Genomic DNA, 12,307 nt, shown 5'->3' with positions numbered 1-12,307 from the left:
GAAGTTGAACGTCAGATTGTCCAAATGCGGCCCGCGCAGCGTCGAGCCGTTACGCGGTTCGTAGAACCGCGTAACCCCCTAGTACATCTTCGCGCCGGCAGGGATGGAAGCGTCGAGCTGAATCAGGTTGAGGCGCTCCTCGCCCTCCTCCTCGTGGATGGCGCTGATGAGCATGCCACAGCTGGGGATGCCCATCATCTTGCGCGGAGGCAGGTTGGTGATGGCGAGCAGGGTCTTGCCGACCAGGTCCTCGGGCTCGTAATAATCGTGAATGCCGGAGAGGATGGTGCGGTCGGTGCCGGTGCCGTCATCGAGCGTAAAGTTCAGCAGCTTCTTGGACTTCTTGACGGCCTCGCATGCCTTGACCTTCACGGCGCGGAAGTCGCTCTTGGAGAAGGTATCAAAGTCGACGAACTCCTCAAACAGCGGCTCAACGGCAATCTTGGAATAATCAACCGTGGGCTTAAGCGGCTTGACGAAGGGGCTCGCGGCGTTGCCGGCCTCGGCGGCCTTGGCAGCAGCGGCACCGGACTGGAAACCCTTCTCGGGCTTCATGTGCGGGAACAGCAGCACGTCGCGGATGGAAGCCTGGTTGGTGAGCAGCATGACCACGCGGTCGATACCGATGCCGATGCCACCCGCGGGAGGCATACCGTACTCGAGGGCGCGCACGTAATCCTCGTCGTACTCCATGGCCTCATCGTCGCCACCGGCCTTCTCGGCCATCTGGGCAGCGAAGCGCTCGGCCTGGTCGACCGGGTCGTTGAGCTCGGAGAACGCGTTGGCGTACTCGTGACCGGCGATGACCAGCTCAAAGCGATGGGTCAGGCGCGGATCATCCTCAAAGCGCTTGGCAAGCGGGCTAACCTCGATGGGGTAATCGCACACGAAGGTGGGGTTGACGATGGTGTCCTCGCCCAGCTCGTCATAGATCTCGGCGATGATCTTGCCGGCGGTCCACTCGGGCTTGATCTCCAGGCCCTTCTCGCGTGCGGCGGCAGCAAGCTCCTCGACCGGCGTATCGACGGTGACCTGCTTGCCGAGCACGTCGGAGACGATGTCGGTCATGGGACGGCTGGCCCACTCACCAGAAAGGTCGATGGTCTGGCCCTGGTACTCAATAACCTCGGGGTTGCCGATAGCCTTGTTAGCGGCCTTAATGACACCCTGGGCGAGCGCCTTCATGCCCTCGAGATCGGAGAAGGCGCGGTAGGCCTCCATCGTGGTGAACTCGGGGTTGTGGGTAAGGTCCATACCCTCGTTGCGGAAGATGCGGCCGATCTCGAAAACGCGCTCAAAGCCGCCGACGATGCAGCGCTTGAGGTGCAGCTCGGTGGCGATACGCAGGTAGCACTCCTGATCGAGCGCGTTGAAGTGCGTGATGAACGGCTTGGCAGTAGCTCCGCCCTGGATGGTCTGCAGGATAGGAGTCTCGACCTCCATGTAGCCATCGGACTCCATAAAGCGGCGGAACGTGGAGAGGATCTGCGAGCGCTTGCGGAAGGTCTCGCGAACGTCGTCGTTGGCGATCAGGTCGACATAACGCTGACGATAGCGGGTCTCCTTGTCGGAGAGACCGTGGAACTTCTCGGGCAGCGGGCGAACGGCCTTGGACAGCAGCGTCGCGCTCTTGGGGGCAACGGAAAGCTGGCCACGCTTGGTGCGCACGACCACGCCGGTCACGCCCAGGATATCGCCCAGGTCGAGGGCCTTGAGCGTATTCCAGGCGGCCTCGTCCATATCGTTGATGCGGCAGAACAGCTGGATCTCGCCGGTCGCGTCGCGCACAACGATGAACATGATCTTGCCCTGACCGCGCTTGGCGACCACACGGCCGCCGATCTTCACGACGTCCTCGGTGTCCTCGCCATCGGTGAGCTCGGCGTACTTAGTCTCGATGTCGACGACGTAGTCCTCAATCTCGGAGTGCTCGGGATAGGGGTTCTGGCCCGCCTCGAACAGGGCGGCGCGCTTGGCCAGGCGGGTGGCGCGCTCGTCGTTGAGCGTCGATGCCTGATCGGCGGCGTTCTGGTTCTCTGCCATAAGTTAGCTCCTCAAATTAAAACGCTCCCCAGGATTCGGTCCCAGGGAGCGAAAACATGCCTTTACGCGGGACCGTGGTCTAGCGTGCGATCTTTGCGATGGTGTAGACGCGGGTCTTGCCCGAAGGCGTAACAACCTCGACGGAGTCGCCCTCGCCGTGACCGATGATGGCATGGCCGACCGGAGACTCGTTGGAGATCTTGTGCTCGAGCGAGTTGGTCTCGGTGGTACCGACGAGCGTGACTTCCATGACCTCACCGTTGGGATCGATCAGAGAAACGGTGGAACCGATGGAGACGGTCAGATCGCCCGTAGTGGCAGCAACCTGAGCGTTGGCGAGGATGGCCTGAATCTCGGCAATGCGAGCAGCATTCTGGGCCTGCTTGTCCTTGGCGGCGTCGTACTCGGAGTTCTCCGAAAGGTCGCCGAACGCGCGGGCTTCCTTGATGTCCTCGACGATCTCCTTGGCGTAATCGCCCTCACGCCAAGCGAGCTCCTCGACGAGCTTCTGGCGGCCCTCAGCGGTCAGTACGATCTGGCTTGCGTCCATACGGATATCTCCCCAACTATGATGTAACGATCAACTGTCAACAAAACGAAAAAGACCGGCTAGCCTGCGGGCAAGCCGGTCAGGTGCTCACCCCAAAGGGATGGGACTACTCTGCGTCCGCGTCGCTGTCCTCTGCCTTCTTTTGCTTGGCAGCAGCGAGCTTGGCCTCGAGCTCTGCGATCTCCTTGTCCTCCTTGGACTCCTCGACCACAACGTCCTCGGCCTGCTTGGTTTCGCCCTTATCGTCGCCCTCCATACCCTCGCGGATATTCTTGACGGTAGAGCCGAGGGACTTGCCGAGCTTCGGCAGGTTCTTAGGCCCGAAGATAATCAGGACAACAACGAGAATAATGATGAGCTCAGGAGCCCTCAGTCCAAACATGTAGACCTCCACAATACAGCGAGACAAGCTCGAATGAGTATACCGCGGGTATCGCGGTATCACAACAATAGCTAAAAAAAGGGACCGCAAGAAGCGGTCCCTCCTCATGCTCTGGTCGGGTTGACTGGATTTGAACCAGCGACCCCTGCGTCCCGAACGCAGTGCTCTACCAAACTGAGCCACAACCCGTTAGCTCGACTATAGTAACAAAGATTTCCGTCGTGTGCTAGAGAAATTTTTACTTCTTTGGCACTTCGATGCGAACCGTGTTGGGAATGAGCTCCGTCGCGCAGGACCACCAGCCGTTTTGCTGGGCAGCGTCGGCAAGCCTTTCGGCCGTGGCGGCGGTGTCGCAAATGGCAAACGAGCAGGCGCCCGATCCGCACACATCTACAGCAACGGTGCCGTCTTGTTTACGCAGCCAATCGAGAACCGTTTGTATCTGCGGCTCCATCTGTGCGGAAATGACACCCAGGTTGTTATGGATGAGCGCATATGCCGTCTCGGCATCACCAGCATGCAAGGCAGAAGCTATCGCGCCGGGCTTGTCTGCAGGCACCGGAGCCTCGTCAAAACGTCGATAGGCTTCAATTGTCGAAACGCTTGCCTCGCGCGGCTTGACCAACACGACGGGCGTTGCGGGCAGCGCGGGATACTCAGTTGCCAGCACGTCTCCCCCACCTACGTAGAACGCAGGGCTCGCGTGCAAAAAGAACGGGACGTCAGCACCAATACCCCGCGCAATGTCGTCGAGCGCGGGGTCGGTGTGATCAATTCCCCAGAGCTCCGCCAAGGCGACAATGACCGCGGCCGCATCCGTCGAGGGGCCGCCCAAGCCGGCGCACAATGGAATGCGCTTCTCAATCGTCACGCAGATGTTTGCCTCGCGACCATAATGCTCGGCCATAGCAACCGCAGCCCGATACGCCGTATTCTTTTGCATGGGAAAATCTGATGCCGGAACCGTCTGGACGGTCAGCGCCTGCGCCGGCGCGACCGTCACGGAATCGGAAAGACCGACGGCTGCCATCAGGGAATCGACCCTGTGGTAGCCGCGGTCATCGCGCTCGGTATGAACCCCCAGGTAGAGGTTAATCTTTGCCGGCGCGGAAAGAGTCAGGGACCGATCGGTCACCGTTAGTGCTCCTCGAGCTGATTGCCGAGCGGGGTAAAGATATGCTCGCCGCTCTCGGGGTCGAACAGCTCGACCTGACCGGTGAGGACATCGATATACTGGTAGGACTGACGCGACTTGCGCCCGCGGCGCTCGTCGACCTCGACGATAAAGACGGCGGGGTGGACGCTCTTGATGGTGCCCATGCGCTCGACGACGCGGGTGCGGCCCATGTTGGCCTTCACCTTGACGCGATCGCCCACCATATCGGTCAGCTTCTCGTGGATGTCGTCGACGTGATTGACTTCCATCTCTTCCATGAACAGGGCCTCCAGAAGGTGCAATTCAAAAAGGGGATAATACCCCTAACATAGACAAAACTCTAATACTATAGCACCCTGCTGCCGCCATACGCAAGTAGCTAATTTGGCTACTTACAGATTGTCGGTATCGAGGACGATGGTGAACGGACCGTCGTTGACCAAGTCGACTTTCATATCGGCGCCAAAGATGCCGTGCGCCACGTGTTCGACATCTTTGCGAACGAGCGTCAAGAAGTACTCGTAGAGCTCGTTGGCAACATCGGGGGCGCCGGCATCGGTAAACGATGGGCGGCGGCCGTGACGGCAATCGGCGAACAGCGTGAACTGCGACACTACGAGAACCTCGCCGTCGACATCGGCAAGTGCCAGGTTGGTCTTGCCGTTCTCGTCCTCGTTAATGCGCAAGCCGCGGAGCTTGCCCCACAGCTTATCAGCCTCGGCGCGCGTGTCGCCGTGGCCCACGCCCAACAGCACCAGATAGCCGCGCCCAATTTTGCCCACGTACTCGCCGTCGACCGTCACGCCGGCGTTGAGCACGCGCTGAACCACCGCACGCACGGCCTACTCCTCGCCCGTCAGTTTGGCGGATAGGTGCTCGAGCGCATGGAATCGATGGCTGATGGCGTTCTTCTCGTCCGCCGTGAGCTCGGCCATAGTCTTGCCCGGCGTATCGACCGGCAGGAACAGCGGGTCGTAGCCAAAGCCGTGATCGCCGCGGCCCTCGTGCGCGATAACGCCCTCACAGGCGCCCTCGCCATAGGTGACCAGGCCGTCCGTATCGATGAGCGCAACGACGCTCATAAAGCGCGCGGTGCGGTCCTCGTCTGCCACGCCTTCCAGATTCACGAGCAGCTTGGCATTGTTGGCGGCATCGTCGCCGTGAACGCCCGCGTAGCGCGCGCTATACACACCGGGCTCACCGTCCAGCGCGTCGACGACCAGGCCCGAATCGTCGGCAATGGCCATGAGCCCCGTCTCTTCGACGGCAGCCTGCGCCTTGATGATGGCGTTCTCCAAAAACGTCGTGCCGTTTTCCTCGGGGTCCTCAAATTCGCCCAGCTGGCCGAGCGCCACAAAGCGCACCTCGGGCATGACCTTGCCCAAAATGGCCTCGATCTCGGTGAGCTTATGGGCGTTGCCCGTTGCCACGACAATGGTCGCCGCCGGGTCGAGGGTGTCGATGTCGATCTTCTCAAGTGCCATGAGTGGTCTCCTTGTCTCTATAGCAATGCCGCGCCGAGGGCGACGAGGGCCTCCGCCTCTCCCCTCTCAATCAACGGCAGTCTTATACTTCGACGTTTTCCCAGATAAAACCTGCCAAAATAAACCTGTCCCTTTTTGGCAGGTTAGGCGATGGCTTGGCGCTGAAGCTCGATGAGCTCGGCGATGCCTTTGTCGCCCAAGTCGAGCAGGGCGTTGAGGCGCTTACGGTCAAAGGGCGCCTGCTCGCCAGTGCCCTGGAGCTCGATCATCTCACCGGTGTCGGTGGCGACGAGGTTCATGTCGACTTCGGCATGGCTGTCCTCGGAATAATCGAGGTCAAGCAGCGTATTGCCGTCGACAACGCCCATGGAGATGGCGGCCACCTGACCGGTAAGCGGGATGCGCTCGATCTTGCCCGCCTCGACCCACATGGCGAGGGCGTCGTGCAGCGCCACCCAGGCGCCGGTAATGCTCGCCGTACGCGTACCGCCATCGGCCTGAATCACATCGCAGTCGACGGTGACGGTGTACTCGCCGAGCGCTTTCATGTTGACGACGGTACGCAGGCTGCGGCCAATGAGGCGCTCGATCTCCATGGAGCGGCCCTTGCGGTTGGCGTGTTCGCGCTTGCAGCGCTTGCCGGTCGACGTCGGCAGCATGGCGTATTCCGCGGTCACCCAGCCGGCCTTAGCTCCCTTTCGCCAGCCCGGCACGCCCTCCTCGATGGTGGCGGCGCACAGCACGCGCGTGTCGCCGAACTCGGCCAAGCACGAACCGTGGGCGTGCTTCATGACGCCACGGGTGAGCTTAACGGGACGCAACTCGTTGGCGGCGCGGCCGTTGGCGCGGTTGACCTGCATGTACTCCATAGAAATATCCTTTCGGCAAAAGATGTGGCGAAGGCTTTGGCGGCTGCCTTACATCTATTCCAGCTCATCGATATCGATATGTTCGATGCTCTTGAGCGGCTGACCAAAGATAAAGCTGCCCGCCACCGCAAACTCGGCAATGTTATCGGCCGTCGTGGCAAAACGATGCTGCGGCTCGGCGGCGTCACCCGCCAGCTGCTCGCGGCGCGTGAGGATATCGGTCAGCTCTCGTGTGGTCTCCTCGGCGGAACTCACGACGCGCACCCCAGGCCCCAGCGCATGACGGATAGGTCCCACCAACAGCGGAAAATGCGTACAGCCGAGCACCACGGTATCGATACCGTGGTCGCGCAGCGGCTCAACCGTGGCACCCACCAGCGCACGCACGGCAGGCGTATCGAAGATGTCCTCGTTCTCAAGCCACTGTTCCTGCAGATGTGCACCCGAGGCGAGCTCGTGTTCGACAACCTCGACAAAGCTCGAGGCAGGACAACCGTATACATCGACGCCGGCATCCAGGTCCTGGATGGCGCGCGTGTAGGCGCCCGAGCGAATGGTGAGGTTGGTGGCGAGCACGCCCACCCGGCGCGTGCGAGTGCTGTTGATTGCCGCGCGTGCGCCCGGTGCGATCACACCGATGACGGGAACGTCGAGCACCTGCTGGGCCAGACGCAAGGCCGCAGCGGTCGCCGTGTTGCAGGCGATGACCATAATCTTGACGTCGTGCTTCGACAGCCAACGGCCCGCCTGCAACGCAAACGAGCGCACCTCATCCTCGGTGCGCGTGCCGTAGGGGCAGCGTTTTGTGTCGCCGAAGTAGTAGACGGACTCGTGCGGCAGCGCCGTCGCGATGGCGCGCGCAACCGTCAGACCACCAAGACCCGAGTCGAATACGCCAATAGGGCGCGTGTCCCCGGCCAGATTCTTGATATCGGACATTACCTCACCAGATTCTCTCTCGAAAAGACATATCCAAGTGCGGCGACGCCGCGCTACGAACGCGCCGTGACCAGCAGCTCTGCCGTCGCCGCCCAACCGTCGACAATTTTGCCGCGCGTAACGAAAGCGTTCTCGCAAGCAGCCAGGAACTCGGGCGCGCCGGCGCTCGTCAGGCCATTCTCGACCAGGCAGAACGTGCCCACGTGATCGGCCATGTAGAAGTCGGACTCGGAATCGCCGAGCGCGAGCGTCTCCTCGCGCTCGATCCCCAGGTGCTCGCAGAAGCGCGCAATGGCGACGCCTTTGTTGAGGCCCGCGGGGTTGATGTTGAATGCACGACCGTCCTCGACGCGATCGAGCTCGAGCGTCGTCGGCTTGGACAGATGCGTCAGGTGACCGTTACAGGCCCACACCAGGCCACAGCCGGCCTCGTCGAGGATGGCCTGCGCCTCGTCATCGGGGATGTCGCCGCGCATGCCGACGGTAACCTCGCGGTACTTGTAGCCGGTCGACATGTCGTTGTGATACTCGATCTTGTGCGGCCAGCGGGCGAGGATCTTCTCGCACACGCCAGTCTGCTCGATCACCTGGTGCGGCGTGAGACCGCAAGATGGGTCGTAGGGCATATCGCCGGTCAGATACTCCCAATCGTTGGCCTTGAGATCGTACATGACCAGGCCACCCATCTCACCAATGTAGGAGTTGAGGCCGAGCACGCGCGCATCCTCGTGGATCATGGTGCGGTTGCGGCCCGAGGTGGGAACCACTTGGATGCCGGCGCGGGCAAGTGCCACGACAGCCTCGACGAGCTTGGTCGAGGGGTTGCCGTCGTTGTCGCGCAGCACGCACGAGCCGGGTGCGAGCATCGTAGCATCCAGGTCGGTAAAGACGTACTTAACCTTGGCCAAGCGCTCGCGCATCTCGCCCGAAAGCTCGGCGACGGTCGGCAGGGTGTTGTGGGACATGGTTACTCCGTTTACGTAGAAGGGTTTGGGCTTGGACGGCATGTTTTGATTGAGGGAACACGTTTATGGCGACAGCGCACTCAGGGCGCCTTCGCCATCATGGTTCATTAGTCAAACTGAGTAACATCGATCAGGCGATTGGCCAACGAAAGGTCGCTCTCGATGGGCACGAACTCGTCGCCCACGTGCATGAGCTCCTCGTCACCCTTTGCCAGCAGCAAGACAATGGTGGGAGCATTGGGGTTGACGTACTCCTCGCGCGCCGCCTTGAACGCCGCATGCACAGCGGCTTCACGGTCGAGGATGATCTTGTTCGGCGTATCGTCGGGAACATGCTCGGCAAGCTCGCGACAGACCTTCATCGGGTCCTCGTGAGCCGGGTCCTCGTTGGCAAAGATCATCAGGTCGGAATATGGTGCGGCCTCGCGCGGAAGCTGCTCGCGGCGCTCCTGCGCCTTGCCGCCGGCAGCGCCAAACACTGCAATGACTGGACTAGTGGGAAACGCGCGCTTGACCGACGAGAAAAGCGAACGGAACGAAAGCTGGTTGTGCGCATAGTCAACGACGCAGATCACGCGGCCATCCTTCGACTCCACGACCTCCATACGGCCCGGCACACGCAGTTTGGAGAGGCCCTTCTTGATAGCCTCGATACCGATGCCGATCTCGTGCGCAGCGGCGATAGCGACCAGCGCGTTTTCCACGTTAAAGTCGCCCGCGATGCCCAGCAGGACCTTCTCCCCCGCCTCGGACTCGTCGGCACACAGGCCATGCAGGTTAAACTCGATGTTAAAGCCGACCACGCGGACATCGCTTGCCCACAGGCTTGCCTCGGGATGCTCGACGCCAACGGTCACCAAGCGCTCGGCCGTCGACGCTGCCTCCAGCACACGGTCAACCTCTTCGGTGCCCAGATTCACCACGGCGGTCTTTGCCTGGTCAAAGATCCTGAGTTTGCTCTCAAAATAATCCTCAAACGTGGGGTGTTCGATCGGTGAGATGTGGTCACGGCCGATGTTGAGGAAGCACGCCACGTCAAACGGCAGATTCTCGACGCGTTGGTACTTGAGTGCCTGGCTCGAGACCTCCATGACCATGGACTGGCGACCGGACTCACGGCAGTTGGCGATATGGCGCCAGACCTCGGGGGCCTCGGGCGTAGTATTGGTGCTCTCGTAGCACTCGATGCCATCGTCGGTACTCACCGAGCCGATCATGCCGCAGGATTCGCCCGCTGCCTTGATGATGGACTGGAGCATGAAAGCGGCCGTGGTCTTTCCCTTGGTACCGGTGATGCCCACGATCTTGACGTCGTGGTCGGGACGGTCGTAGACCTCCGGCGGCAACAGGGCCATGGCCGTGCGAACGCTATCAACAACCAGCATCGCAGCACCGCTCTCCTGCGCCAGCGGCTCCAGAGACTCGACCAGCGACTCTTCGCACACAAATGCGACGGCGCCCGCATCGAGCGCCATGCTCAAAAACGCGGGCTTAAAGGCAGCGCCTTTGCAAAAGAACACGTCACCTGCCGAGACCGCACGCGAATCAAACGAGCAGCCGGTCACGGCACGCTCGTCAACCTGCTCTGATGCGCGCAGCTCGCCGCACACATCGAGAAGCTTGGCAAGCGTATCGACCGTGGTCACGGTCGCGGAATCCGAATGGTGCATCTTTCGCCTTTCTCAGCCATTTGGCAGGGACGGTTTTTATAGTAACTGAAACGCACCCACGCAAAAACGGCTCCCGGAGGAGCCGTTACGCGCAGGCGTTCGTAAGCCGAGGCTAGGCAGCCTGAACAGCGGGCTGGTCCTCGTCGATAAAGAAGCGCTTGTACCACACCAGGAACACGAGCGGCGTATAGATCTTGCGCTGGAAATCGCCCTTGCCCGCAAAGTGCAGATCGAGCAGGTGCATGAGCTCGTCGGTATCGAAGAACTCGCTTGCCCACGGCGCGGTGAAGTACTCCTTGACATAGTCGTACCACTTTTGCTCGCGCAGCCAGTAGACAATCGGCACCGGGAAGCCCACCTTGGGACGGGTGGCCCACTCATCGGGCAGCGACTTGTTGGCAGCGTGGCGGAGTACCTGTTTGTTGCCGTTCTCGTTGATGCGGTAGCGGTCGGGAATGTGCTCGGCGAACTCCATGACTTTGCGGTCCAGGAAGGGCACGCGCAGCTCCAGCGAGTGCGCCATGCACATCTTGTCGGCCTTGAGCAGAATGTCGCCCGGGAGCCACATGTTCATGTCCAGGTACTGCTTCTTGACCAGCTCGGGCTGACCTTTCACGCGCGCATAGATGGGAGCGGCAAGCTCGAAGGCGCCATCGCCGGTGTTGTACTCGGGCTTGAGCACGCCGTCGACCTCGCGCTCCGGCCATACCAGAGCCTGTCCCAGGAACGACTTCTCGGGGATCTCGGCACCCTTGACCAGGAAGTTATGTCCCTTGAAGTACGGCATATGCAGCGCCAGGTTACCGAGCGCGCGACGAATGGGCAGCGGCACCATCTTTTTGTATTTGCGGACCGGGACCGTGTCCTCGTAGTAGGCGTAGCCGCCAAAGAGCTCGTCGGCGCCTTCGCCCGAAAGCACGACGGTGACGTCCTTGCGGGCCATCTCGGCCAAGAACCACAGCGGCACGGAAGACAGGTTGGACTGCGGCTCGTCCATGTGATACTGGATGTCCTCGAGCGCACCGAAGAACTCGTCGGCGGTTATCATCTTGCGGACATTCTCGACGCCGAGCTTGTCAGAAAGTTCCTTGGCGTAGTTGGTCTCGTTGAAGTTCTTGTAGTCAAAGCCCACCGAGAAGGTCTTGTCGGGCATGAGGCAAGCGGCGATGTAGCTGGAGTCGACGCCGCCGGAGAGGAACGACGCGACCTTAACGTCGGCGATGCGATGGGCCTCGACGCTCTCGTGCACGACCTCATCCAGCTCGTCGACGTACTCCTCGAACGGCTTCTCGACGGCAGAGTAATCGCAATCCCAGTAGCGCTCGATGTTCATCTTGCCGGTCGGGATGTCTACGGTAAAGTAATGCGCCGGCGGCAGCTTGTAGACACCCTCGAAGAAGGTCTCCTCGGTTGCCGAATACTGCAGCGTCATGTACGGACGCAGGGCCTTTTTGTTGACCGCCTTGTGGAAGTGCGGGTAGTCCAGGAAGCTCTTGATTTCGGAGCCAAAGAGCACGCCCGGCGCGCCGTCGCCCGCATCGGCCATGGGATAGTAGTAGAGCGGCTTGATGCCAAAGATGTCGCGGGCGCCAAAAAGCTTGTTCTTCTTCTTGTCCCAGATGACGAAGGCGTACATGCCGCGCAGGCGATCGAGTACGGCCTCGCCCCACTCCTCGTAGCCGTGCAGGAGGCTCTCGGTGTCGGCTCCACAGTGGAACTTATAGCCCTTGGCCTCGAGCTCGGAACGGAGTTCTTGGAAGTTGTAGATCTCGCCGTTGAAGACAATGACGACGCTACCGTCCTCATTGGCCATGGGCTGAGCGCCGGCCTCGGTCAGGTCGAGGATCGACAAGCGGCGGAAGCCCAGGGCAACGCGGCCGTCGATAAACTGACCGCCCATGTCGGGACCGCGATGGACGATGCGGTCCATCATCTTGGTGAGCACCTCGGATTGGTTATCCGTCCCACCGACAAAACCGACAAAACCGCACATATACTATCCCCTCTGCTGTTGCTGGGCATCAAATCGAATCAGTAGCTTTTGAGTATACCCGAGGGCGTAAAGAGGGGCGGAATGTTCAGGCAATCTCAACTGAATCAGCTCCGCTGGGTTGATTTCCGATCTCAGCCGAACACATTGAGCGAATAGGCCGTTCCCGCAGCTAGCCGAACGCCCCCGAGGTCCCATTCGGGCCCCCGGGTCGGCATTTTCCCAGTTGAAGGAACGGTGGAGATGTGTTTCGATGGGT

General features: G+C 60.9%; 12 protein-coding genes and 1 tRNA gene. All 13 read right to left on the bottom strand.

Annotated elements, in window-relative coordinates; genetic code table 11:
• Window positions 1–78: 78 nt before the first annotated feature.
• Window positions 79–2,043: a lysine--tRNA ligase gene (lysS, locus tag DW233_RS09500; RefSeq protein WP_118267941.1), complete on the bottom strand. Its 1,965-nt coding sequence runs from the start codon at window positions 2,041–2,043 to the stop codon at window positions 79–81.
• Between the two features lie 79 nt (window positions 2,044–2,122).
• The gene (gene greA, locus DW233_RS09495) at window positions 2,123–2,593 is read right to left on the bottom strand and encodes a transcription elongation factor GreA (protein WP_006234960.1); all 471 of its coding nucleotides are present in this window, start codon (window positions 2,591–2,593) and stop codon (window positions 2,123–2,125) included.
• A gap of 106 nt (window positions 2,594–2,699) precedes the next feature.
• On the bottom strand, window positions 2,700–2,975 hold the full coding sequence (tatA, locus tag DW233_RS09490) for a twin-arginine translocase TatA/TatE family subunit (protein ID WP_152073393.1): 276 nt from the start codon (window positions 2,973–2,975) through the stop codon (window positions 2,700–2,702).
• Between the two features lie 112 nt (window positions 2,976–3,087).
• A tRNA-Pro gene (locus DW233_RS09485) sits at window positions 3,088–3,164 on the bottom strand.
• A gap of 49 nt (window positions 3,165–3,213) precedes the next feature.
• Window positions 3,214–4,110 (bottom strand): 4-(cytidine 5'-diphospho)-2-C-methyl-D-erythritol kinase, encoded by an 897-nt coding sequence (gene ispE / locus DW233_RS09480; protein WP_233504190.1) that lies wholly within the window; start codon window positions 4,108–4,110, stop codon window positions 3,214–3,216.
• Window positions 4,111–4,112: 2 nt separating this feature from the next.
• Complete coding sequence (locus DW233_RS09475) at window positions 4,113–4,409, bottom strand: Veg family protein (RefSeq protein WP_006234957.1); 297 nt, start codon at window positions 4,407–4,409, stop codon at window positions 4,113–4,115.
• Between the two features lie 114 nt (window positions 4,410–4,523).
• Entirely contained in the window at window positions 4,524–4,970 is a 447-nt protein-coding gene (gene dtd, locus DW233_RS09470; RefSeq protein WP_117563802.1) for a D-aminoacyl-tRNA deacylase, read from the bottom strand.
• Between the two features lie 3 nt (window positions 4,971–4,973).
• Window positions 4,974–5,615, bottom strand: coding sequence for an RdgB/HAM1 family non-canonical purine NTP pyrophosphatase (gene rdgB / locus DW233_RS09465; RefSeq protein WP_117635961.1), 642 nt, complete (start codon window positions 5,613–5,615; stop codon window positions 4,974–4,976).
• 143 nt (window positions 5,616–5,758) lie between these two features.
• Complete coding sequence (gene rph, locus DW233_RS09460; RefSeq protein WP_117563804.1) at window positions 5,759–6,484, bottom strand: ribonuclease PH; 726 nt, start codon at window positions 6,482–6,484, stop codon at window positions 5,759–5,761.
• 54 nt (window positions 6,485–6,538) lie between these two features.
• Window positions 6,539–7,423 carry a glutamate racemase gene (gene murI / locus DW233_RS09455; RefSeq protein ID WP_117736904.1) on the bottom strand — a complete coding sequence of 295 codons (885 nt, stop codon included), beginning with the start codon at window positions 7,421–7,423 and terminating at the stop codon, window positions 6,539–6,541.
• 53 nt (window positions 7,424–7,476) lie between these two features.
• Window positions 7,477–8,388, bottom strand: a complete 912-nt coding sequence (locus DW233_RS09450; protein WP_117736905.1) for an HAD family hydrolase — start codon at window positions 8,386–8,388, stop codon at window positions 7,477–7,479.
• Window positions 8,389–8,495: 107 nt separating this feature from the next.
• On the bottom strand, window positions 8,496–10,058 hold the full coding sequence (locus DW233_RS09445) for a Mur ligase family protein (protein WP_117736906.1): 1,563 nt from the start codon (window positions 10,056–10,058) through the stop codon (window positions 8,496–8,498).
• 112 nt (window positions 10,059–10,170) lie between these two features.
• Entirely contained in the window at window positions 10,171–12,051 is a 1,881-nt protein-coding gene (gene asnB, locus DW233_RS09440; protein ID WP_117563808.1) for an asparagine synthase (glutamine-hydrolyzing), read from the bottom strand.
• Between the last annotated feature and the right edge of the window lie 256 nt (window positions 12,052–12,307).

Origin of the sequence: Collinsella sp. AM20-15AC (genome assembly GCF_003471405.1) — a bacterium.
Classification (GTDB): Bacteria; Actinomycetota; Coriobacteriia; order Coriobacteriales; family Coriobacteriaceae; genus Collinsella.
Note: the sequence above shows the minus strand (reverse complement) of the source record. Positions and strands in the feature narration are given on the sequence as shown.